General features: G+C 35.8%; 23 protein-coding genes, 1 tRNA gene and 1 rRNA gene. 7 read left to right on the top strand and 18 right to left on the bottom strand.

Translation table 11 applies throughout. The features are described 5' to 3' along the window. Positions 1–217 precede the first annotated feature (217 nt). The 4 genes from ACFQ18_RS15815 to ACFQ18_RS15800 form a co-directional block, all read right to left on the bottom strand. Positions 218–577, bottom strand: coding sequence for a DUF2513 domain-containing protein (locus tag ACFQ18_RS15815; protein ID WP_060668704.1), 360 nt, complete (start codon positions 575–577; stop codon positions 218–220). A 170-nt stretch (positions 578–747) separates the two neighbouring features. Continuing rightward, a complete protein-coding gene (locus ACFQ18_RS15810; RefSeq protein WP_204798639.1) occupies positions 748–1,077 on the bottom strand; it encodes a hypothetical protein in 330 nt (109 codons plus the stop codon). Positions 1,078–1,402: 325 nt separating this feature from the next. Beyond that, complete coding sequence (locus ACFQ18_RS15805) at positions 1,403–1,705, bottom strand: helix-turn-helix domain-containing protein (RefSeq protein ID WP_379566719.1); 303 nt, start codon at positions 1,703–1,705, stop codon at positions 1,403–1,405. Then, complete coding sequence (locus tag ACFQ18_RS15800; RefSeq protein WP_204798638.1) at positions 1,705–1,899, bottom strand: hypothetical protein; 195 nt, start codon at positions 1,897–1,899, stop codon at positions 1,705–1,707. The genes ACFQ18_RS15805 and ACFQ18_RS15800 overlap by 1 nt, the downstream gene beginning before the upstream one ends. 216 nt (positions 1,900–2,115) lie before the next feature. On the opposite strand from ACFQ18_RS15800, the gene ACFQ18_RS15795 reads away from it, so the two are divergent. Next, entirely contained in the window at positions 2,116–3,153 is a 1,038-nt protein-coding gene (locus tag ACFQ18_RS15795; protein ID WP_204798637.1) for a hypothetical protein, read from the top strand. Position 3,154: 1 nt separating this feature from the next. Then, positions 3,155–4,315: a site-specific integrase gene (locus ACFQ18_RS15790; protein WP_204798636.1), complete on the top strand. Its 1,161-nt coding sequence runs from the start codon at positions 3,155–3,157 to the stop codon at positions 4,313–4,315. 103 nt (positions 4,316–4,418) lie between these two features. On the opposite strand, the gene groL is transcribed toward ACFQ18_RS15790, so the two are convergent. Both groL and groES read right to left on the bottom strand, forming a co-directional pair. Continuing rightward, positions 4,419–6,050 (bottom strand): chaperonin GroEL, encoded by a 1,632-nt coding sequence (groL, locus tag ACFQ18_RS15785; RefSeq protein WP_060668708.1) that lies wholly within the window; start codon positions 6,048–6,050, stop codon positions 4,419–4,421. A 47-nt stretch (positions 6,051–6,097) separates the two neighbouring features. Then, a complete protein-coding gene (groES, locus tag ACFQ18_RS15780; RefSeq protein WP_047185549.1) occupies positions 6,098–6,382 on the bottom strand; it encodes a co-chaperone GroES in 285 nt (94 codons plus the stop codon). A 324-nt stretch (positions 6,383–6,706) separates the two neighbouring features. On the opposite strand from groES, the gene ACFQ18_RS15775 reads away from it, so the two are divergent. After that, a complete protein-coding gene (locus ACFQ18_RS15775; protein WP_060668709.1) occupies positions 6,707–7,408 on the top strand; it encodes a CPBP family intramembrane glutamic endopeptidase in 702 nt (233 codons plus the stop codon). Between the two features lie 31 nt (positions 7,409–7,439). On the opposite strand, the gene ACFQ18_RS15770 is transcribed toward ACFQ18_RS15775, so the two are convergent. Beyond that, a complete protein-coding gene (locus tag ACFQ18_RS15770) occupies positions 7,440–8,075 on the bottom strand; it encodes a redox-sensing transcriptional repressor Rex (RefSeq protein ID WP_047185551.1) in 636 nt (211 codons plus the stop codon). A 155-nt stretch (positions 8,076–8,230) separates the two neighbouring features. On the opposite strand from ACFQ18_RS15770, the gene ACFQ18_RS15765 reads away from it, so the two are divergent. Beyond that, on the top strand, positions 8,231–10,156 hold the full coding sequence (locus ACFQ18_RS15765; protein ID WP_204798635.1) for an ABC transporter ATP-binding protein: 1,926 nt from the start codon (positions 8,231–8,233) through the stop codon (positions 10,154–10,156). Positions 10,157–10,288: 132 nt separating this feature from the next. Here the strand turns inward: ACFQ18_RS15765 and ACFQ18_RS15760 are convergent, their stop codons facing one another. From ACFQ18_RS15760 to ACFQ18_RS15735, 6 genes are all read right to left on the bottom strand, one after another. Further along, complete coding sequence (locus tag ACFQ18_RS15760) at positions 10,289–11,461, bottom strand: FtsW/RodA/SpoVE family cell cycle protein (protein WP_060668711.1); 1,173 nt, start codon at positions 11,459–11,461, stop codon at positions 10,289–10,291. A 294-nt stretch (positions 11,462–11,755) separates the two neighbouring features. Next, positions 11,756–12,766: a tRNA (adenosine(37)-N6)-threonylcarbamoyltransferase complex transferase subunit TsaD gene (gene tsaD, locus ACFQ18_RS15755; protein WP_060668712.1), complete on the bottom strand. Its 1,011-nt coding sequence runs from the start codon at positions 12,764–12,766 to the stop codon at positions 11,756–11,758. Further along, positions 12,763–13,212 carry a ribosomal protein S18-alanine N-acetyltransferase gene (gene rimI / locus ACFQ18_RS15750; RefSeq protein WP_047185555.1) on the bottom strand — a complete coding sequence of 150 codons (450 nt, stop codon included), beginning with the start codon at positions 13,210–13,212 and terminating at the stop codon, positions 12,763–12,765. Before rimI ends, tsaD begins: the two co-directional genes overlap by 4 nt. Positions 13,213–13,214: 2 nt before the next feature. Then, positions 13,215–13,913: a tRNA (adenosine(37)-N6)-threonylcarbamoyltransferase complex dimerization subunit type 1 TsaB gene (tsaB, locus tag ACFQ18_RS15745; protein WP_204798634.1), complete on the bottom strand. Its 699-nt coding sequence runs from the start codon at positions 13,911–13,913 to the stop codon at positions 13,215–13,217. Between the two features lie 12 nt (positions 13,914–13,925). Continuing rightward, the gene (tsaE, locus tag ACFQ18_RS15740) at positions 13,926–14,378 is read right to left on the bottom strand and encodes a tRNA (adenosine(37)-N6)-threonylcarbamoyltransferase complex ATPase subunit type 1 TsaE (RefSeq protein WP_047185557.1); all 453 of its coding nucleotides are present in this window, start codon (positions 14,376–14,378) and stop codon (positions 13,926–13,928) included. Positions 14,379–14,735: 357 nt separating this feature from the next. Then, positions 14,736–14,812, bottom strand: a tRNA-Met gene (locus ACFQ18_RS15735). A 251-nt stretch (positions 14,813–15,063) separates the two neighbouring features. Between ACFQ18_RS15735 and ACFQ18_RS15730 the strand changes: the two genes are divergently transcribed. Then, positions 15,064–15,897, top strand: a complete 834-nt coding sequence (locus ACFQ18_RS15730; RefSeq protein ID WP_052771736.1) for a metallophosphoesterase family protein — start codon at positions 15,064–15,066, stop codon at positions 15,895–15,897. A gap of 113 nt (positions 15,898–16,010) precedes the next feature. On the opposite strand, the gene ACFQ18_RS15725 is transcribed toward ACFQ18_RS15730, so the two are convergent. From ACFQ18_RS15725 to ACFQ18_RS15710, 4 genes are all read right to left on the bottom strand, one after another. Next, positions 16,011–16,835 (bottom strand): carbohydrate ABC transporter permease, encoded by an 825-nt coding sequence (locus ACFQ18_RS15725; RefSeq protein ID WP_275276477.1) that lies wholly within the window; start codon positions 16,833–16,835, stop codon positions 16,011–16,013. A 15-nt stretch (positions 16,836–16,850) separates the two neighbouring features. After that, positions 16,851–17,720, bottom strand: coding sequence for a carbohydrate ABC transporter permease (locus ACFQ18_RS15720; protein WP_047185559.1), 870 nt, complete (start codon positions 17,718–17,720; stop codon positions 16,851–16,853). Beyond that, positions 17,717–18,805, bottom strand: coding sequence for an ABC transporter ATP-binding protein (locus ACFQ18_RS15715; protein ID WP_047185560.1), 1,089 nt, complete (start codon positions 18,803–18,805; stop codon positions 17,717–17,719). The genes ACFQ18_RS15720 and ACFQ18_RS15715 overlap by 4 nt, the downstream gene beginning before the upstream one ends. A gap of 71 nt (positions 18,806–18,876) precedes the next feature. After that, positions 18,877–20,157 (bottom strand): ABC transporter substrate-binding protein, encoded by a 1,281-nt coding sequence (locus ACFQ18_RS15710; protein WP_060668715.1) that lies wholly within the window; start codon positions 20,155–20,157, stop codon positions 18,877–18,879. 431 nt (positions 20,158–20,588) lie between these two features. Here ACFQ18_RS15710 and motA point away from each other — a divergent pair, with 431 nt between their 5' ends. Both motA and motB read left to right on the top strand, forming a co-directional pair. Further along, positions 20,589–21,389: a flagellar motor stator protein MotA gene (gene motA / locus ACFQ18_RS15705; protein WP_060668716.1), complete on the top strand. Its 801-nt coding sequence runs from the start codon at positions 20,589–20,591 to the stop codon at positions 21,387–21,389. After that, positions 21,379–22,146, top strand: coding sequence for a flagellar motor protein MotB (gene motB / locus ACFQ18_RS15700; RefSeq protein ID WP_204798633.1), 768 nt, complete (start codon positions 21,379–21,381; stop codon positions 22,144–22,146). Before motA ends, motB begins: the two co-directional genes overlap by 11 nt. Before the next feature lie 639 nt (positions 22,147–22,785). Here the strand turns inward: motB and rrf are convergent. Next, positions 22,786–22,860, bottom strand: a 5S ribosomal RNA gene (rrf, locus tag ACFQ18_RS18105); the annotation flags it as partial.

The raw sequence follows: 22,860 nt of genomic DNA, 5'->3' as shown, positions 1-22,860 counted from the left end.
TTGTTATTTATACCTTCGATTGCATCAGCGTATGCGATTTCTTTAAGAAACAAAATAATGTGTTTCCTCAAATGAAATTAATGCCTAATTAAAAATATCAACAACCGCTCCCATTAAAAGTAACAGAAGCGGTTATTGATCATAGCAGACCCTTAATTTACAGGAAATAATGTCACCAAGTGTATAAGGAGCGTATCACATCGTTCACTACCTACTCTTAATCATCCCATCCAAGTTTATAAAAATCTTCAGAAACCCGTTTTAATATACCTGCAAAAGCGGAAAGAGGTATTGATTCTCTATCTAGTTTTTGTTTAACTGTAAACCACAGGTCCTCGTTTCTCGCTGCTTCTAAAAGCAGATTCCCTTCCTTTGATAAGGCTACACCATGAAAATAAACATCATCAAAGTCATATAAAAGATGTCCTACTAATAGGTTTTCATCTAACATTCGTTGTAGACAATAATCAATTTCACTTTTACTATAACCAGCGATTTTCATAATCCCATTAAAATATTTTTCATCATTTTTTTCTAAAAATATGAGAATTTCCCTAACAAGAGCAAAGTTTCGCATGTTTACACTTCCTTCAACTTTATTTAATTGGATTTTGATTTTAAAAGGTGCATACCATATATTTAACGATATTTATCATGATAAGCGGGGTTTACGTGTAATTTAATGAAACGTTTATTTTGGCTTGCCTTTTTTCTATGGGCTTACCATTTTGTTCAATTTCCTTTTTACTACAAGTAGGGGATGTCGTCTTCTCCCCATTCTTCTCCCTTCTTTTCTTTCTTCTCTTTCTTGTTTGTGTCATTTTGTTGTAATTCTGTTGCTAATCCGTTGTCAATCAGTTGTCGTTCTGTTGTCAAAACCTCTTGATACTCACCCCATTTAACGATTGATATAATGCTATATTTGTTTGTGCTTTTGATGTCAATCATTCTCCATTTTTCCAATTTCTTAACCCACGACCATAATGTTGTTTCCTTCACTTTTTTAGTGGGCACAATTAAATCATTATACTCCTTACATAGTGATTTTCTTCCAGTCACAAATTGGCCAGGATCCAATTTTATTTCATCCCTGTTCATAATGATACTTCTGCTCTTGTATGACGCTTTGATTAAGCAAAGTAGCCACAACCTAAGAATTTCGGGATCAGAGAAAATAGAACTATCCTTAATTTTCCTATGGAGTTTAAACCAACCGTCCATCATAGTCACAATCCAAAAAGTAAATATAAAGGTTAATTAATAGCATAGGCTTTCAATTCTCCTCTCGATTGCTGCCATACAAATTACTTAATTTGATCCCTTTCATCCCATTATCAGTTTTCCCGTAATTACAACTCACCCCAGATTGTAAAGAAATCATATCCACATATATTTAAGATAGTTATATTTCGACCTCTCCCCCTTGTTCTCGAATTTCTACAGACCAACAATTAATATATTCTTCTACCTCCTTCCTATTAAAAACCCACTTTTTGCCCACACGAATGCTTGGAAAATTAGGATCACGAAGAAATAGCTTTTCTATAGTAGGCCATGAAAGATTTAGCATTTTGCATAATTGCTTACTGTCCATAAGCATAGTGTCCATCTCCAGCTTTTCCAGACGCTTTTGAACTTCTAATAGATACAGTTCTTTTAAACTTTCCTCATTTACATCAACCTTCACTATAGATTTTTCATCCATTACATAGCACCTTCTTTTTGTTCTTGTTTTAATATCGTAATGGCAGTGATTACCTTTCTCTTTTTCTCTTCTGACATTTCCATCCTCATCCATCGATAAAAAGTGTTTTCATGGATACCTAACTTTTGTGCTATTTGCCATGTAAAAAAATCTGAGTTTTCAATAGCAGTTCGAATTTCCATATTAGGTTTCATCTTCATATCTCCCTATCCCGCACCCTTATTTTGTACCTCATAAACATATACATTTTATGTGGTAGTGGTGGTATACTATTATTATAGAATTCAAAATAATCAATCACGCATTAATATAACCGTATATTTGAGCGGTACATAACAAGGGGGAAGCCAATGACCTATCTACACTACCAATATTCTTTATCGGATTTTGTAGTAGCGGATGATTATAGAATGGAGTATTTACAAAAAGATAGTAAGTTTGACCAAAACTATCAAACAAGCTTAGATAACATCGCTAATTTCACACAAACCAAGATACAAAACTTACAGGAGGTTATCAGAAAGGTTTATGTCCCTATGGCTGATATTGATAGGTATATCAGTGATGAATCTGAATTTTATACTTACGATCCATTAAGAGATACACCTGAGTTGTATTTGGAAATGAACAAGATTGTTATTTTTGATGAAAAATCATTAATGAAATTTATTAATAATTACGGGCTAGCATTTCACCGAGCTTCACCTAATAATGAATTAGAGTTATTTAACTCTACACTTTTTCAAAACAACGATTCAGAAAAGTTTATTTTGGAAATGGATGCAATAGTTTTTTTTGCAGAATTAGCTAAATACCAAAGAATTTTAAATATGTGGATTAACATACAGGAAGGTAATATGGAGGAATTAATTAAGATTAAGAATGAGTTTGAATCACATATAAACTCCCATAGTAATCACAGTAAGATTTTTTTGGAAGCGACATCCACAGAAGAATATGCAGATTTTATATTTACTGACTCAGGGGTCTTATTTACAGTAGGGGAGATGAAGGATGTTATAAAAGCATATAAAAATAATCCTGATAAACTACTGAAAGTTATTGAAAAAGGTGAGGAATCAAAAAATGCATGGGAGCGGGTAAAAAACAATTCTAATTTAAAAGCAATTGCCTTAGCCTATCTAAGCTTAGAGCTCAAGAAAATTAATAACGGAGAAACTGCAACCCGTTTTATTGACGGTAAAATCGTACCCGCTATGAGATTTAATAGCCCTTTAGAGGTTGCAGGATACCAATTAAAACAAGCTATCTTTAAAGACCAAAAACTAGAGCTTTGTAAAAATTGCGGGGCCTTATATGAACCCCGACATGCATCACAAAAGTTTTGTTCGCCATTACCAGATAGAAAAAGAAGTACCTGTGAAAACACTTATAACCAACGTCTAAAAAGAATGAGGAAAAACAAAAAGGAAGAAAGGAAGAAATAGCATGGCATACTATCGAAACCGTAATGGAAAATGGTCATATACCGTATCACTCGGCATGGACCCACTAACCCAAAAACAGAAACAGATAACTAAATCAGGTTTTGCTACTAAAAAGGAGGCTATTTCTGCTGCCCGAAAAGTAGAATTAGAAATTGAAAATGGTACATTTATAAAAGAAACAACTATGACATTCGAAGCTTTTACATCTGAATGGATAAAATATTACTCCCAAAGTGTAAAGATAAGTAGCGTTAGGGCACGTAGCAAAGAAATGAAACACTTTATTTCTGTATGGGGCCCCTACCCGCTTAAAAAGATTACTAAACGTATTTATCAAAAGAGGATAGTTGAACTTTCGGAAAAATATAGCCGAAATTATATGAGTGGTATCCATGCCTGTGGTCGAATGATTTTTAATCATGCAGTTGAACTCGGTCTTATTAAGGTGAATCCCACTGAAAATGTTCAACTTCCAAAATATCAAGCAAAGGTTGAAGATATTGAAAATCAAGATGAAGTAAATAACTTTTTGGAAAAGGAAGAGTTGGCTCTATTTTTGCGATTAACGGAATCTGACGGCTTAGAAATGGACTCTTTGGTGTTTACCACCCTTGCCTATACTGGTTTGCGCATTGGGGAATTACTCGCCTTGAAATGGACTGATTTTGATGAAGATAGAGGGTCATTGCGTGTTACCAAGACTTTATACAACCCAAGTAACAATATCGAAAAATACCAGCTACTCACTCCAAAAACCACTGGTTCAATAAGAACAATACGAATTGATGAAAGACTTATAAAAATGTTGAAACGTCATTCTGTTAAGCAAAAAGAGATTAAATTACAAAGAGGAGTTATGTATGCAGATAACCAGTTTATATTTGCAAGAAATGACGGTCATCCACAATTAAGAAAAGTAGTAGAAACAAGACTAAAACGTTTATTAAAAAAAGCAGGCATTGTAAAAAATATTACTCCACACTCATTTAGGCATACTCACACATCCCTTTTAATCGAAGCGGGTGTAGGAGTAAAGGAAATCCAACAACGCTTAGGTCATACAGATATAAACACAACTATGAATATTTACGCTCATATGACTGCTAACATGGAAGAAAAGGCCTCCCAACAGTTTAGTCAACTGATGAAAGACCTTCTCTAATCATTTAAAATATGAGCACTTTTTGCTTACTATGAGCAAAATTATGAGCATTCAGCTTTCAACCACTCAAAAACCCTTATATATCAAGGTTTTAAAGGGAAGTTTACATCATGCCGCCCATTCCACCCATTCCGCCCATATCAGGCATTCCGCCGCCAGCGTTTTCTTCTGGAATGTCCGCTACTACCGCTTCAGTAGTTAGGAACATTGCAGCAACAGATGCAGCGTTTTGTAGTGCTGAACGAGTAACTTTAGCAGGGTCTACGATACCAGCTTCAACCATGTTAACCCATTCGTTTGTTGCAGCGTTGAATCCAATACCAAGTTTTTCGCCTTTTAGACGTTCTACAACAACAGAACCTTCTAAACCAGCGTTTTCAGCGATTTGACGTACTGGTTCTTCAATCGCACGAAGTACAATGCTTACACCAGTAGCTTCATCACCTTCAAGTTTTAATTCGGCAACTTTGTTGTAGATGTTAAGGAATGCAGTACCACCACCGGCTACAATACCTTCTTCCACTGCAGCACGAGTAGAGTTCAATGCATCTTCAATACGTAGTTTACGTTCTTTCAATTCTGTTTCAGTTGCAGCACCAACTTTAACTACTGCTACACCGCCAGAAAGTTTAGCAAGACGCTCTTGTAATTTTTCTTTATCAAATTCAGAAGTAGTTTCTTCTGCTTGAGCACGGATTTGAGCTACACGACTAGAGATAGCTTCTGGGTTACCAGAGCCTTCTACGATTGTTGTATTTTCTTTAGAAACAACAACCTTAGCAGCACGTCCTAATTGTTCAATGCTAGCGCTCTTAAGATCTAAACCAAGATCTTCAGTAATTACTTCCCCACCAGTTAGGATAGCAATATCTTCTAGCATAGCTTTACGACGGTCACCAAATCCTGGAGCTTTAACAGCTACAGCATTGAATGTTCCGCGAAGTTTGTTCACTACTAATGTAGCAAGAGCTTCCCCTTCTACATCTTCCGCAATCATAAGTAATGGTTTACCTTGTTGAACTACTTGTTCTAACACTGGTAAAACTTCTTGAATGTTAGAGATTTTCTTATCTGTAATCAAGATGTATGGATCTTCTAGAACAGCTTCCATTTTATCTTGGTCTGTAACCATGTATGGAGAAGCATATCCACGATCAAATTGCATACCTTCTACAACATCTAATTCAGTAGAGAAACCTTTAGATTCTTCAATTGTGATAACTCCATCGTTACCAACACGTTCCATCGCTTCTGCAATTAATTGACCTACTTCATCATCAGCTGAAGAAATAGCAGCAACTTGTGCAATTTCTTCTTTGCTGTTAACGGAAGAAGAAATATTGTGTAATTCTTCTACTGCAGTTGCGACTGCTTTTTCAATACCGCGACGAATTCCTACTGGGTTTGCACCAGAAGTTACGTTTTTAAGACCTTCACGAATCATTGCTTGTGCTAGAACAGTAGCAGTTGTTGTACCGTCACCAGCAACATCATTTGTTTTAGATGCTACTTCAGATACTAGCTGAGCACCCATGTTTTCGAATGCATCTTCTAGTTCGATTTCTTTAGCAATCGTAACACCATCATTTGTAATTAGAGGTGAACCGAATTTTTTATCAAGAACAACGTTACGACCTTTTGGCCCTAAAGTTACTTTTACAGCATTAGCTAATGTGTCTACACCACGTAGCATTGCGCGACGTCCGTCTTCATTAAACTTAATTTCTTTAGCCATGAAACATCCTCCTTAAATTGATTTAAGTATTTTTATAAGATCTCAACTTATTCGACGATAGCTAAGATATCACTTTCACGTAAAATTAAGTATTCAGTACCTTCGTATTTAACTTCTGTACCAGCAAATTTAGAGAAGATAATTTGGTTACCTTCAGCTACTTCAAGGGGTACTCTTTCACCATTATCTAAAACACGACCAGTACCAACCGCCACAACTTTACCTTCTTGCGGTTTTTCTTTCGCTGAGTCTGGAAGTACGATACCGCTTGCAGTCTTTTCTTCTTGTTCAACAAGCTCGATAATAACACGATCTCCTAGTGGTTTAATCATGTACATTAGCCTCCTTGACTATTCCATTTTTTATTTTACATTTATTTATTAGCACTCACCATTAACGAGTGCTAATCACAATTAATATAATAATGAATTCCTAAAAAAAATGCAAGCATTGTTCATTAAAAAATTATATATTTTTATAAACAGAAGCACCTCTTACTATAGTAAACAAAATACCTATGTTAAAATAACAACTATGTGAAGAAACATGTAAATTTTTCTCTATAAAAATGAACTTTCTCATTATACCTATTAAAGGTCGTTCATATACTTATACTAACACCATCGCTATACTTAATTAAAAGGAGTCGTTTTATATTGCCTAAAAGATATTGGTATATCATTTTGACGTATATTATTACACAATTATCAAGCTTCCCCGCTGCACTAATTGCCCTAAATTACTTTCCGAATTCCTATACGGAAATAGTGATTTATTGGAGTATTATCAGTTTCTGTTTAGCATTACTTATTACACTCTTGCTTCTTAAAACAGATATGAAAATGCCACTTCACCGGGAAGCTTCCACAACTAGTAATATCATTTTGTGGTCGGTCATCGGTTATTTCTTGGCATATTTTGTACAAGTGCTTGCATCGTTAATTGAAATGAAAGTTTTAGGTATTTCAACAGGGTCTAGCAATACACAGAATATTATGGATATTTCTAGAACCATTCCCTTGTTTATGATTATACCTGCCATTATTGCTCCAATTCTAGAAGAAGTTATTTTTAGAAAAATTATTTTTGGAAGTTTATACAAAAGGCTGAACTTTTTTATCTCAGCGCTTCTTTCTGCTTTTATTTTCGGAGTAATTCATGGAGAGTTTCAACATATACTTATCTATTCATCCATGGGGTTTGTGTTTGCCTATTTATATGTAAAAACAAAGCGAATTTTAACACCAATCATTGTTCATGCTGCTTTAAATACAACGACCGTCATTGCCCAATATTCCTTAACACCCGAGGAAATTCAACGGCAGCTTGACCAATTGCAAATGATTTTTCTAGGATAATAAAGAAGGAGTAGCGAATCCGCTACTCCTTCTACTCTTTCTCTAATGGATAATGTTTTAAGAAATATACAAGTGATTGTAATTCAACCGCTAAATCAATATGATGAACACGAACATGACTTGGAACCGTGATTCTTGCAGGAGTGAAATTTAAAATTCCATTCACACCTAGATTAACTAATTTCTCCGCAATTTCCTCGGCTTCTGAAGCGGGTACTGTCAAAATTACAACACGAATATTTTCTAACTCTTCCTCTAAATCGCTTACATGAAAGATAGGTACACCGTCAATATCTTTTCCAACCTTCGATGAATCTGCATCAAATGCCTTTGTAATACGTATATTATTATTTTTCAAGAAACTATATTTTAAAAACGCTGTACCTAAGTTACCCGCACCTATCAATGCTACTTCTGTTACTTCATGTTGATCTAATGTACTTCGAAAAAAGCCCAACAAGTATTCTACGTTATATCCATAACCTTTTTTACCTAGAGCTCCAAAGTAAGAAAAGTCTCTACGGATTGTTGCAGAATCAACCTTTACCGCTTCACTCAGTTCTTTTGAGGAGACGCGTCTTTTTCCCTGCTGATTCAAATTATTTAGAAAACGATAATACAATGGCAGGCGTTTTGCAGTAGCTTGTGGTATTTTGTTTTGATCCATTGCTTTTCCTCTCTTCAATTCATAATCATCTATTCTATAGTCTCTTTCATTTTAGCAGAATTACAACAAAAAGTCGTGATGTTTTTCACAAATTAATTATGTTGCTTCTATATTTGTAGGTAAGGTAGAATGAAAGATATTGAGGTGAAATCACAATGATACTGATGCAACTGAATGGACTATCGAAATCCTTTGGTGCAGAAGAAATTCTGTCCAATATTAAAATAGAAATTAAAGATAAGGAACGTATCGCCATTGTCGGAAGAAATGGTGCTGGAAAGTCGACGCTATTGAAAATAATGGCTGGCGAACTTTCCTATGATGAAGGTGAGTTAATTAAACCTAAAGATGTAACGATTGGCTATCTTTCCCAGCATATGGCTTTAGAATCTGGAAAAACCATATGGGATGAAATGCTTGAAGTTTTTAACCCATTATTAGAACAGGAAAAACAGTTAAGATTAGTAGAAAAGAAGATGGAACAAGTAACAGATTTTACTAGTGAAGCTTATAACAATTTATTGAAAGAATATGATCGGTTACAAGTTGATTTTCAAACAAACGGTGGATACACATATGAATCTGACATTAAAGCCGTATTAAACGGATTAAACTTCCAAGATTATGACTATGATACACTAATCACCGATCTAAGTGGTGGTCAAAAGACAAGGCTAGCATTAGGTAAATTACTACTCTTAAAACCACAATTACTTATACTAGATGAGCCAACCAACCATTTAGATATTGACACTCTTTCATGGCTAGAAGTTTATTTAAATAGTTATCCCGGAGCCGTAGTCATTGTATCCCATGACCGCTATTTCTTGGATAAAACCGTCTCCATTGTTTATGAAATTTCTCGACATAAAACGAAGAAATATTATGGTTCCTATAGTAAATATCTGGATCAAAAAAGCCAGGAATATGAGCAAGCTTTAAAAGCATTTGAAAAGCAACAAACTGAAATCAAAAAAATGGAGGATTTTATCCAGCGAAATATTGTACGAGCATCCACAACGAAACGGGCCCAAAGTAGAAGAAAACAACTTGAAAAGATGGAACGAATAGACAGACCTCTTGGTGATGAATCATCAGCTTCTTTTTCCTTCCAAATCACAAAAAGAAGTGGGAATGATGTACTTAAAATTAAAAATCTCGCTTTTCGTTATGACGGAGAAAATGAGAATTTATTTTCCAATATTAATTTGGATGTCAATCACGGGGAGAGAATTGCAGTTGTTGGTCCAAATGGGGTTGGTAAAACAACTTTGCTCAAAATCATTTTAGGCAAATTAAAAAAATCCTCTGGTGATATCCAAATCGGAACAGGCGTACAAATTGGGTACTATGATCAGGAACAAGCGGAATTGTCCTCAACCAAAACCGTTTTAAATGAGCTGTGGGATGAATACCCAACGATTAATGAAAAAGACATCCGAACGGTTCTAGGAAACTTCTTATTTAGTGGGGACGATGTGTTAAAACCAGTACAAGCATTAAGTGGAGGAGAAAAAGCACGCCTCGCCCTTGCTAAGCTTATGATGCAAAAAGCTAATCTCCTTATTCTTGATGAACCAACTAACCACTTAGATATCGACAGCAAAGAAGTTCTAGAAGCTGCGTTAACTGATTTTCCGGGAACCATTATTTTTGTTTCGCATGACCGCTATTTTATTAATAAAATAACGGATCAAGTTGCTGAAATGAACCGTGACGGGATTTCTGTCTATCTTGGTGATTACGACTACTATTTAGAAAAGAAAGCTGAAGAAGCTGAACACAAGCGATTAGAACAGGAAAAACAACCGATTCAGAACACAGAAGATAAAAAGCGGAATTTTAAATTAGATAAGCAGCAGCAAAGTTTATTGCGAAAAAAACAAAGAAGAATTACAGAATTAGAGGAACTCATCGACTCATTAGAACTAAAAATATCCGAAATAGAGGAAAAAATGGCGGAACCAGAAATCTTCCAAGACCACGAAAAATCCTTTGAATTAAACGAAAAAATGATAGCATTAAAAAATAACGTTGAAGAATATATGGAAGAATGGACGACATTACAAGAAGAAATATAAAAAGACGGTGGTATGTAATAAAGATACCACCGTCTTTTTATTTAGCTCCAACACTATTTTTATTAAGTAAGAAAATATATAAATTTAGCTTATTTAGATCTTGTCTTAAGAAACGGGCGCTTCCGCCTTTGCTTATTTGAACAAATAATCATTTTGAATCGTTTGTTCCACAGATATTCGATAGATCACAGACAGTCCTATCATTGTGGATAAAACCGAACTTCCTCCATAACTTATTAACAACAATGGAATACCGGTAATCGGCATAATCCCTAATGTCATTCCAATATTTTGAAAGACATGAATGAGAATTAAACTAAGGATTCCAAAGCTGTAATAAGAACCAAATGAAGAATGCTTGTTTATATTTAAACCTAACGTAACCAACTTATACAAAAGAATAAAGTATAGGAAAATAACAAGTGCACTACCAATAAATCCAAAGCTTTCCCCTATCACAGAAAAAATAAAGTCCGTCTGCGCTTCGGAATAATAAACTTCTATACCATTCAGTCCTTTACCCATTAACTGTCCTGAACCCAAGGCCATATGAGCACGATCAAAATGCCAATTTGCATCACTACTCGTTTGCGTAGGATCAAACCAGGTAAGAATACGGTTTACTTGATATTGTTGAATTCCTATCACTTCTTGTGCAATATCCGGGAATTTTATAATAAACCAGAGCAATGACCCGCCGGCTGCAGCTCCTGCGCCAATTAAACTCAAAATAATTTTCCAACTAATACCGGAAAGGATAATCATCATACCTAATATGAACAAGTACACCATTGCTGTCCCGAAGTCTGGTTGCTCCATAATCAAAAAAACAGGAATAGCGGTAACGACAATTAACTTTAACAGTAACATAAAATCCGTTTTTAAATTACTAGCTTCATATTTTTCTTTATGATGACTAGTGACTCGTGCAAGATATAAAATCGTCGTGATTTTCACGAATTCTCCGGGTTGTAAAGATAGCCCTGGTAGCGTGAACCAAGCTTTTGCTCCATTTACAGGCTTAGCTATGGAATCTGGACTTATTAATAATAAAGCCAGAATAGCAACTCCACCAATATAAATATATAGACTTGCTTTATAAATCTGTTCTAAATCAAAATACTGTACTGCTGCTACTATTAATGCACCGATTGTAAACCAAACAACTTGTTTAAGAACAAAATTTTCTCCACCATACTGTTCAAGTTGTTGTGCATTATAAATTGCTAATAAACTAACACAGACAAATAGGATAAATAACATAATTAAATCTGTCTGCATATAATAAGATTGTTTCTTATTCATTTAACAATCACCAAATTTCTAATCTAAATCGAATTATAGTACAAGTTACTAGACGAAAATGACAGTAAAAAGATTTCACTCCCATTACGTTTGTGGATAACTACCTTTCAAAGGATGACAATTCACTTATCCACAAGAGGAAATCTCAAAATTCCCTGTAATATCTAATTGTGAACATGTTTATACACATTATCCACAAAATCAACCGATGTTACCCACAAAGGTTATTCACACACAAAGTGCTTTTATACTAAGTTTTACACAACTTTTCCACAATATTGTTGATAACTCGTTTTATTTTAATAACAAGGAAGCATTAGCGTTTAAATCGAGACCTGCGCGTTTTCCATTCCAGTAATTAATCGTTCCAGCTGCTGCAATCATTGCTGCATTATCCGTACATAACGATAATGGAGGAACATATAAAGGGATATCCGTTTCGGAAAAAGCATTCGCCAAAGCTGTTCTTAACCCTTTATTTGCTGCAACGCCTCCTGCAACAATTACCTGTTTTACCTTGTATTCCTTTGCTGCTCTTAACGTCTTCTTGGTAAGTACTTCTACTACACTTGCCTGAAAACTAGCAGCGATATCTTCGTCTTTTAACATTTCACCACGTTGTTTGGCATTGTGGATTTTGTTAATAACTGCTGATTTCAATCCACTAAAACTAAAATCATAACTTCCATCTTCCAACCAAGCACGTGGAAAATCAATTGTCTCTTTTCCTTCATGTGCTAATCGATCAATGTGTGGACCACCTGGATAGGGAAGTCCTAGCATACGCGCTACTTTATCATAAGCTTCACCAGCAGCATCGTCACGAGTTTCTCCAATAACTTCATATTGTCCATGCTCTTTCATAATGACAAGCTCTGTATGTCCACCAGAAACAATTAATGCTAATAGAGGGAAATCAAACTCCTGTTCCAAACGATTTGCGTATATATGACCAGCTATGTGATGCACACCAACTAAAGGTTTTTGTTTTGCAAAAGCCAAAGCCTTAGCTGAATTTACCCCTACTAACAAAGCCCCTACTAGCCCTGGACCTTCTGTAACAGCAATTGCATCAATTTCATTCCAAGTAATCTGTCCTTCATCAAATGCTTGTTCTAACACTAGTGTCATTTGTTCTACATGGTGCCTGGAGGCAATTTCAGGTACAACTCCTCCAAATCTCTTATGACTTTCAATTTGAGAAGAAACAACGTTAGAAATAATCTCCGTCCCATTTTTCACAATGGCAACGGCTGTTTCATCACAACTTGTCTCAATTCCTAATATAATTGTGTCTTTACTCATACTATATTCACCCACATGACAATAGCATCTTCTCCGCTATCCGTATAATAATTTTTCCGAATCCCACCGGGTACTAAGCCAAACTTACGGTATAACTTTTGTGCAGCTATATTGGACACACGTACTTCAAGAGAAAGTCTCTTCACCTGGACACTTTGAAGCCATTGCATGACAAATTTGAATAGTTTTTCACCTAGTTTTTTACCTCTATACTCCGGTAGAATAGCAAGATTTGTAATTTGTGCATCGTCTATCACAATCCACATTCCTACAAACCCGACAATTTTCTTATCTATCTCCATAACATAGTAATACGCATGTTCATTATCTATTAATTCCTTATAAAAGATATCTGTTGTCCATGGTGTCGTAAAGGATGCTTTTTCCACTTCCATTACCTGCTCCACATCAGCAAATATCATTTCTCGAATAACCAATTCTGCCATTTTTACTTATTTTCCTTTTGCGCTTGTAGCCATTTGGCCTCAGCCTCTGCCAATCTTAAATAGTTTGGTGTTAATGTATGGGTCTGATCCGCTTCTTTATATAACCCAGCTAAACCTAAGAATCCTGGATTCGCTATATGAAAAGGCCCTTCTGGAATGATTGCTAAATCTCCTAAAACACGATGAATACTATCCTTATGTTTGATTATATCAGGACTCAAACATAATACCTTTTTATGATCTTCTTTTAACTTCAATAAAGCATCTTCCATTGATAAATTCTTTTCTTCATATACTAATCTCAACCTAGAACCTTGGGATTGATAAATACCCGTATAAACCAACCCCCGCCTAGCATCAAAAAATGGGAATACATATCCATCAAAAAATCTTCCTTGATAGGCAAGTACTTCCAAACTTGAGACACCTACTACAGGAATTCCCAAAGCCCAAGCCATTGATTTAGCTATGGAAAGCCCAATACGAACTCCAGTATAAGAACCTGGACCTTTAGCTACGACAATTTTATCTAATTGATCTGGTGTTAGTGAGACTTCCGTCATCAATTTCTCAACGGCAGGCATTAGGCGAACGGAGTGATTCTTTGCTATATTCGTAACCATTTCTCCAATTATCTCATCATCTTTTAATAGAGCAACACCCATTGCTTGATTAGACGTATCAATTGCAAGAACGTTCATATATTGTAACTCCTAACTCATCAATTCATTAATGATAGATTCAAAATGGGAACCATTCGACAAAAACTCTAAAATCCTCGAATCCCCATTATATTTTATTCTTATATCAAGTCGATCTGTCGGTAAATATTCCTCGATAAATTGAGCCCATTCAACAACAGACACGCCATTACCATTGAAATATTCGTCAAATCCAATATCCTCATCGGAATCTTCTAATCGATACACATCCATGTGATACAATGGTAGCCTACCCTCATATTCCTTCACAATGGTAAAAGTTGGGCTATTGACTGTACGTTTTACCCCTAAGCCTTTTGCAATTCCTTTGGTGAATGTTGTCTTTCCAGCCCCTAGGTCACCTTCAAGTGTTAAAACATCGCCTGCTTCAAGTAAAGAAGCCAATCTTTCTCCTATTAATTTAGTTTCTTCCGCACTATTCGAAACCATTTGGTGTTTACTCACTTATTCACCTACTTTTTATACCTTAGCTCTATCTCAAGAACTTAAACTATTTTATTCAAACTACCCTAATGATAGCAAAAAGAATAAGAAAAGAAAAAATTAATGTGGCAAAGTAAGGAATTTTAATACCGATTTATTATGTTTTTCAGTGTGTATAAAAATAGCTTAATTATTTATTTTGAATACTAAAAAACACATGATTTTATGATTAAATCATGTGTATTTAAAAGTAATCTTATTTAAAAATGGCGGTCATTTCCTTTATAGTAAATTTCCGCTACAAGAGAATATTCATAAAGATGAGTCGTTTAATCATACTTGATTCCTAATTAGCTTACGAAGTTAATTGGAATATTTTGGTTGCGGGGATAGGATTTGAACCTATGACCTTCGGGTTATGAGCCCGACGAGCTACCAGACTGCTCCACCCCGCGATATGAGAGATATTTTATGATATGCATGTCCTTAAAGATACCATGTGCTTATGAGGTTACTCATACACAACCCTAATCAAATAGGACCAATATAATATACCATATTGCTTACTGTTCTGTCAATAAAGTTTTTAGAATCAAACTGATGATACCAATTTCTATTAACTTTAACCAATCTTAACACATTATCCACTTTCCGTTAATATTCCACCGCTATAATGAAGATAACAAAAAATAAGGAGAGGATAATTTTGAGAATTGCTATTTTTGGAGATTTACATTACCCATCTATGATTCATAAAGATAAGGAGGTAAAAGAAGCTAGAGATGAATTTTATGCTAAATTTCTTCAATCCTTTTTTGAAATTAAAGCAGATTACTATGTTTCCCTCGGTGATTTAACCAACTTTGGAAAAGATGACGAATGGCATGAAGTCTATGAAATCATTCGAAAATACGATAAACCATTTATTCACACTTTTGGCAATCATGATTTATACGGTATTCCAAGAGTAGAGGCATTAAACATTTCCAATATGAAACAAAATATTTCGATTGAGACCGATCAAGTAAACCTTATCTCCTTAGAAACGGCCCGTGATCACAATCATGAAGACCATAGCGGTTACTTAAGCGACGAGCAGTTAGAATGGTTGGAAGATGAACTTGTACAAAGTGAGGAAAAACTTGTAGTTATCTTGGCCCACCATCCGGTTTACGACACAACAGCAAATTCGAATTATCCATACCTATCAATCGTACCTGAAGTACCCATTATTAATATTTTACGTAAAAAGAAAGGGAACGGAATTTATATAAATGGCCATAATCACAAAGATTCGATTGAAACGATAGATAACTGGACCTTTGTTCAAACAAGTGCTGTACTAGATGATCAAAGTATCCGCTTATTGGAAATAGATGATAAAGAAATATCCATTCAATCTATTCATATAGGGAACTCAGAACTAAGGGGACTTGCGGAAATAATCGGTTCAAACATGAATCATTTTCAATTGAATCCTCTAGGTATTGGCACCACACCAAACCGGGAAAAAATAATTAGGAAAACTTTATATGTCTAAGATAAACCAAGGCCCCTACTCGGTGCCTTGGTTTTTTAGAAAAGATTAGATCTTAGCGACTACAAAGTTATTTAGAAAAAAGTGAGCCTCTTCTCAAAGCCCACTTCCCTTATTCACTTAACCCCTGTATACGTAAATGCCCGAATAATTTGACGTTGTGCAAAGAAAAAAGTAATCAAAATCGGGATAACTAGAATAACGTTACCGGCCATTAAAATATTCCACGCGACACCACCATCCACTTGGCGCAGCTGCGCAATTCCAACAGGAAGGGTACGTGCCCTTTCCGTTGTTGTCATAACAAGTGGCCAGAAATAATCGTTCCAGTGTGTAATAAAATTGAATAGCCCCAATGTAATTAATGTTGGTTTGGCCATTGGCACCATCATTTTCATCATTATTTTAAACTCCGATGAATTGTCCAAACGTGCCGCTTCTAATAATTCTTCCGGAACTTGCTTAAACGTTTGGCGCAACATGAAAATCCCGAATGCACTTGTCGCAAATGGCAAGATTAATCCCCATAAGGTATCAAGAAGCCGCCATTCACTTAAATTTAAAAACACAGGCAAGAAAATAAGTTGAGCAGGAATCATCATAGTCACCATAACTAACCCAAACAAGATATTTTTGCAGCGAAATTCATACCTTGCAAATGCATATGCAGCAGGAATTACCGTAATAAATTGCAACATTAAAATACCAACCGAAACAATGACACTATTTATAAAATATTGCAGAAATGGCCCGGAATTCCATGCTTCCATGAAGTTTTCCCATATAAGTTCATCTGGAAGCCATTTTGGTGGAAAAATCATCGTTTCTCCTAATGTTTTTAAACTTGTGGAAATCATCCAGATAAACGGCATAGCGAAGATAATAACGACCACAATCAAACCAATCACATTCAATATTTTTATAGGTAAGGATGTTTTCAACGTATACATTCCCTTCTATTGATAATGAACTCTTTTACCTAGAACTTTAAAATAAATCAATGTAACAATGCTTAGAATGACTAATAATATCACACCAGCTGCAGAAGCATAGCCAATTTTAAAGAAGATAAAACCATTTTCATATATGTAGTACACAAGGGTATTCGTTGAGTTAAGCGGTCCACCCTTTGTAATAATGCTGATCGTTTCAAACACCTTAATGGAGTCCAAAATACCAATAATTGTTAGGAAAAATATGCTTGGCGATAACATGGGAAACGTAATTTTCGTAAATCGTCGAAAGCTACTAGTTTGATCCAAGGCAGCCGCTTCATATAAATGTTTTGGAATACTTTGTAATCCTGCAATAATAATTAAAGTATAGTACCCAATATTTTTCCACACCGCGATAATAATAAGTGAAGCTAAAGCTGTATTTGGATCCGTTAGCCATGGCACTTTATCCATCCCAACCAAACTTAAAATCCAGTTTAGTAAACCATAGTCCGCATCCATAATCCACATCCACAGCATCGCAATCGATACAAGGGAAATAATATGTGGACTGAAAACCGCACCTTGAACAAAGCTGTACATCCAGCCTCGCCTGTTTAACCAAATAGACATAAGGAGCGCAATACTAATTGAAAACAACACCGTGAAAAAGGTGTACATCAACGTATTGCGAATTACTTGCAAAAACATCGGATCCGATAGCAATGCTTTGAAATTTTCAAGGCCAACAAATGTTTTATCAGGACTAATGAAATTCCAATCATGAAAGCTTAAATAAATCATGTAAAAAATCGGTTGAATGAAAAATACTAAAAAAACGATGATTGCGGGCGTGATTAAAAGGTATGGGCGCCACTTCGCTACTTTCATATGAGCACCTCTCCCCTAACCTCTTTACCCATACTTTCAAAAGGAAGTTCATCCACATAAACCCGATTACCCTGTGTGTCAAAGTAATACAATTTATCAAATGGAATGGTGACATGAATTTTTTCTGTATTCATTAATGGGTTGTTAAAGCTTTTTACTTGAAACTGCCCTGCATCGCTATTCACCAAATACAATGTTTCAGATCCCAGTGTTTCTATTGTCAACAATTCACAAGGTAGATGTATTCCGGAAGTCGTTTCCTCTGCTGTTTGTATTTCCACATGTTCCGGCCTAAAACCAATGTAAAAAATTCGCTCATCGATTATCTTTCCAAGTTTTCCTTCTAACATTGCGATTGATATAACATTCATTGCTGGTGTACCGATAAATTGCGCTACAAATTGGTTTGCCGGATTATGATACACTTCCATCGGTGCTGCCTGCTGCATAATGTGACCTTTATTTAAAATAACAATCTCATCTCCCATCGACATTGCTTCCACTTGATCATGAGTCACATAAATAAAAGTAGTTCCTAAGCGTTTGTGTAATTGGATTAACTCCGTCCGCATTTGCCCCCGTAATTTCGCATCTAAATTAGATAATGGTTCATCAAAAATAAAGACATTTGGCTTTTTTACCATTGCTCGAGCTAATGCTACACGTTGACGCTGTCCACCAGACAAGTTTTGTGGCTTTTTATCTAAATACTCGGTAAGGTCCACAATCTCCACGATTTCATCTACCATCTTTTTCCGCTCTGCTTTTGGTATTTTCATATTTTCCAGGCCAAATTCGATGTTCCCTTGCACCGTCATCGTTGGGTATAATGCATAGTTTTGAAAAACCATGGAAATTCCTCTTTTCCCAGGCGCCACTTCATTCACTAAATGATTGCCAATCCAAATTTCACCAGAAGTAACTTCCTCCAAACCAGCGATAAGTCGTAGTGTCGTAGATTTCCCACATCCTGAAGGACCAACCAAAACAGTAAACGATCCATCTTGAATTTCCAAATTCATGTCATCCATTACTTTGTTATTCCCATATACTTTCGATACATTTTTTAATTGGATTTTAGCCATGTTATAACCCCTTAACGTTAAATTGATACATAGGAACGTGACACAAAACGCCCGTTCCTATGTGAAACCATTTATTTAATCAAACTTGCTGAACGCTCAGCGGCTTGATCTAACACATCCTGTGCATCTAGGCTTGTATCAAGCATTAAACGTTGAATTTCTTCTATAAGAATTTTTTGTACTTCAGGATATCCTTCAATCATTGGGCGGGCATTTCCATATTGTAATTGGTCTACCGCAACTTTAAATTGCGGTTTTTCCTCATAGAGCTCTTGCATCGTATCAGATTCCACAGAAGAAAGTCTGCTTGGCAAATATCCAGTGTAGCTACTTGCATAAGCGGTCTGTTCTGGAGCAGTCATAAATTTAATGAACTCCCATGCAGCTTGTTGTTTTTTCTCATCCAATCCAGAAGTCATAACTAAATTCGCTCCACCAGTTGGGACACTACGTTTTTCATTTTCAGGGAACATAATCGTTTCTAATTTATACCCATTTTCTTCCGCTAGTTGCATCATTAAAGTTAAGTCAGCTGTAGAAGAGAAATACATTCCCGCACGACCAGTAGCAAAATCCTGTCTTGCCATGTCAGCTGCTTGTTGTGGTTCTCCACCTGGAACACGCATCCTTCCCTCTATCACCATTTCCTTCCAAAAATTTAGAGCCTCTACTCCACTTTCTCCGTTAAAAGCAATCTTTCCATTCTTATCGAACATTTCTCCACCAGCTTGAGCAACAAATGCCTCATAGAACCAAATATCTACCGGCATCGAAATCCCAACATGTTCATCATCTGTTAATTTTTCTGCTACTAATTGAAAATCCTCCCAAGTTTGAATAGACTCAGGGTCAATCCCTTTTTCTTCAAACATCGTCTTATTAATATAGACAATAGGAGTACTTCTTAAATAAGGAAGGCCATAGAGCTTGTCATCTACATAAGAGTTCCCCATTAAACCAGGATTAAAATCTTCCATGTTAATTTCTTCCGCATCTTCTTCCACAAATTTTGATAAATCTTGGATCATATCGGATTTTGCAAATGTTTCAATTGAAGAAATTTCATTTTGTGTTACTTCAGGAGCATTACCAGCTGCAAACGCTGCTTGTGTTTTTGATTGTAACTCATCATAGTTACCTTGGAATTCCGCAGTAACATGGATTTCATCCTGCATTTCATTAAATTGTTTCACTAGATTTTCATTGTTTTCCCCAATCTTATCTCCCCATGCATACCAATATGTAATTTCAATTGGGCCATCACGGTCTGAATTAGCTGCCTCACCATCTCCACAAGCCACTAGTAAAAGCATCATCGCAATGAATATTAATAAATACGAAACCTTCTTCATATTCCCATTCCCCCATTGTTTTTAAAATTGGAATTCTAGTTACCGATTAATGAAATGCTTCTCCTCCGTGAATACAATTATTAATGTAACAGATAACTATTAACTAGATTTAAAGTCAATGTTAACTTTTGTTAATAGTAGCTTCTATCTAAAGGTGCGTATTCAAAATGAAGGATGAAAAATTGACTAAGAATATGTTCTAGGGAATGAACGTATAGAACAGATTTTTGCATAGAAGAACGGACATTGCTGAAAATGTCTTTGCAGAAGAAGTTATAGACGGAATACGGTATCCGATTAACAACAGACTTTACGAAAAATATATAATCCTATTATCAACTATCCTGTTATTTTTACCGATATATAAGTTATGGGATAGGTTGCTAATTAAAATCAACCTATTGTTAAACTTTAAGGAGGTATAACAACTAATGGATATAACATCGGTCATTGGTTTAATTTTAGGGATAATTGCAATAGGTATTGGGATGGTACTTAAAGGTGTTGGTTTAGGTGCCTTAGTCAATCCAGCTGCCATCTTAATTATCCTTTTAGGAACGATAGCAGCCGTTACTATTGCCTTTCCACTGAACACTTTAAAAAAGGTACCAGCGCTCTTGAAAATACTATTTACGGAGAATAAGCAAACGGACAATAAAGAATTAATCCAAACGTTTGGAGAGATGGCAGATCAAACTCGTAAAGAAGGACTACTGTCTTTGGAAAGTCAATTAACAAACATGGATGATCCATTTATTAAATCCGGGATTGAACTCGTTGTAGATGGGCAGTCCCCCGACTATATTAAAGAAGTGTTAATAGAAAAAATCGATGCAATGGAAGCAAGGCATGAAGAAGGTGCGGCAATCTTTACGCAAGCAGGAACCTATGCACCAACACTGGGAGTATTAGGAGCCGTAATTGGATTGATTGCTGCATTAGGGGATATGACGGATATTGAGAAGCTAGGCCATGCAATCTCCGCTGCTTTTGTCGCAACATTATTAGGAATTTTTACTGGATATGTCTTATGGCATCCGTTTGCTAATAAATTACGAGAAAAGTCTAAACAAGAAATTCGGCAGAAAGAGCTGATAGTAGAGGGAATTCTATCCGTTGCTAATGGAAACTCTGCGATGATGGTGAGAGATAAATTAGGAGCATTTATCGCAACAAAGGAACTTGCTGAACTAAAAAAAGAAAATAATCAACGGGAGGATCATGATGCGTAGAAAGAAAAAGAAAAGTAACCACATCAGCGAATCATGGCTCCTTCCGTATTCTGATTTGTTGACATTATTAGTTGCATTATTTATTGTACTTTTTGCCATGAGTGATATTAATGCTGAGAAATACGAACGACTCTCCCAAGTGTTTGAAAGTGAGTTTTCTTCTGGTGGAATTGGAATTCTAGACCAGAATAAGCAACCTAATGAGATACCTACAGCACAAAAGGAAGACGATGAAGATGATAAAAATAAAGAAAAAAGTAAAACAAGTAGTGAACTCGAGCTTGAAAAGTTGCAAGGCATTCAGGGTAGTATTAATACCTATATCCAGGAGCAACATCTTGAAGGGGATATAGGAACCAAATTAACGGATGAAGGACTATTAATTACGATTGTAAATAATGTCTTCTTTGACTCTGGTAGTGCTGAAGTGAAGAAAGATGGAGAAAAGGTGGCAAGAGAGGTTTCTAATTTACTTGTTGCCGATCCACCGCATGAAATCGTAATTAGTGGACATAGTGATGATGTGCCAATTCATAATTCTGGCTATGCATCAAATTGGGATCTAAGTGTAACTAGAGCACTTAATTTCATGCAAATTATCCTAGAAAACGAGAAATTAGATCCTGCCCTGTTTAGTGCGAAAGGATATGGTGAAAACAAGCCTGTTGTTCCCAATACAAGTGCAGAAAACAGGGAGAAAAATAGACGCGTAGAAGTACTAATTCTGCCTAATTATGAAATTAATATCACAGAGTAAATATCTTTGTATAAAGAAGACTTCCGTTAGTGAGGCTTTCCTTCATCCCCCACTGATGGTTATTCGCACTTACCGAACCTTTACGGGCAGTAAGACTCCCACCCACCTTTTGTTTTCCCAGAAGCTTAAGGTGGGTGGGAGTCTTACTGCCCGTTTAGATAGGATAAAAAATACTAATCTACAAAGGCAGCACTAAGCCAGGCCCCTCATTTTTATTTTTTGAAGGGCTTTTAGCCGTTTGTTGATTTAAAGATGATATACTAGATTCTTTTCTTATTTATTATAGCTTCCAAGATTTTACGCCCTATCTTACCAAAAATATAAGAAAGAACAGAAGTAAGTTGATATTCACATCATGAAGTATCTGATGGATGTGATTCTGTTCAGCCTTACAATTATGGAACAACTTTTTCCGACCGTTTCCTAATAGCGTATCCCCTTTAAAAGTCCGCCAAATTTTTTTGAACCAGTTGTAATGTTGGTATAACTAGAAACAATTGAAGTTTATACTTCTTTTTTTGGCTAGAAATCCATTTTCATGATAAATGGCGGTGGCATACCCTTGGACGCTATGGTGGTTTTCCTATCTGCAAAAAAGACAGGATATGATTTTTCTATCATATCCTGTCTTTCCATATTGCCTGGCGGCGTCCTACTCTCGCAGGGGGAACCCCCAACTACCATCGGCGCTGGAGAGCTTAACTTCTGTGTTCG

This window comes from Oceanobacillus caeni (genome assembly GCF_042678465.1).
Lineage (GTDB): Bacteria > Bacillota > Bacilli > Bacillales > Amphibacillaceae > Oceanobacillus > Oceanobacillus caeni.
Note: the sequence above shows the minus strand (reverse complement) of the source record. Positions and strands in the feature narration are given on the sequence as shown.

Coding starts and splice junctions, on each gene's coding strand:
- ACFQ18_RS15815 (WP_060668704.1), bottom strand. CDS start 577: ATGCGAAACTTTGCTCTTGTTAGGGAAATTCTCATATTTTTAGAAAAA.
- ACFQ18_RS15805 (WP_379566719.1), bottom strand. CDS start 1,705: ATGGATGAAAAATCTATAGTGAAGGTTGATGTAAATGAGGAAAGTTTA.
- ACFQ18_RS15800 (WP_204798638.1), bottom strand. CDS start 1,899: ATGAAACCTAATATGGAAATTCGAACTGCTATTGAAAACTCAGATTTT.
- ACFQ18_RS15795 (WP_204798637.1), top strand. CDS start 2,116: ATGGAGTATTTACAAAAAGATAGTAAGTTTGACCAAAACTATCAAACA.
- ACFQ18_RS15790 (WP_204798636.1), top strand. CDS start 3,155: ATGGCATACTATCGAAACCGTAATGGAAAATGGTCATATACCGTATCA.
- groL (WP_060668708.1), bottom strand. CDS start 6,050: ATGGCTAAAGAAATTAAGTTTAATGAAGACGGACGTCGCGCAATGCTA.
- groES (WP_047185549.1), bottom strand. CDS start 6,382: ATGATTAAACCACTAGGAGATCGTGTTATTATCGAGCTTGTTGAACAA.
- ACFQ18_RS15770 (WP_047185551.1), bottom strand. CDS start 8,075: ATGGATCAAAACAAAATACCACAAGCTACTGCAAAACGCCTGCCATTG.
- ACFQ18_RS15765 (WP_204798635.1), top strand. CDS start 8,231: ATGATACTGATGCAACTGAATGGACTATCGAAATCCTTTGGTGCAGAA.
- ACFQ18_RS15760 (WP_060668711.1), bottom strand. CDS start 11,461: ATGAATAAGAAACAATCTTATTATATGCAGACAGATTTAATTATGTTA.
- tsaD (WP_060668712.1), bottom strand. CDS start 12,766: ATGAGTAAAGACACAATTATATTAGGAATTGAGACAAGTTGTGATGAA.
- rimI (WP_047185555.1), bottom strand. CDS start 13,212: ATGGCAGAATTGGTTATTCGAGAAATGATATTTGCTGATGTGGAGCAG.
- tsaB (WP_204798634.1), bottom strand. CDS start 13,913: ATGAACGTTCTTGCAATTGATACGTCTAATCAAGCAATGGGTGTTGCT.
- ACFQ18_RS15720 (WP_047185559.1), bottom strand. CDS start 17,720: ATGAAAGTAGCGAAGTGGCGCCCATACCTTTTAATCACGCCCGCAATC.
- ACFQ18_RS15715 (WP_047185560.1), bottom strand. CDS start 18,805: ATGGCTAAAATCCAATTAAAAAATGTATCGAAAGTATATGGGAATAAC.
- ACFQ18_RS15710 (WP_060668715.1), bottom strand. CDS start 20,157: ATGAAGAAGGTTTCGTATTTATTAATATTCATTGCGATGATGCTTTTA.
- motA (WP_060668716.1), top strand. CDS start 20,589: ATGGATATAACATCGGTCATTGGTTTAATTTTAGGGATAATTGCAATA.
- motB (WP_204798633.1), top strand. CDS start 21,379: ATGATGCGTAGAAAGAAAAAGAAAAGTAACCACATCAGCGAATCATGG.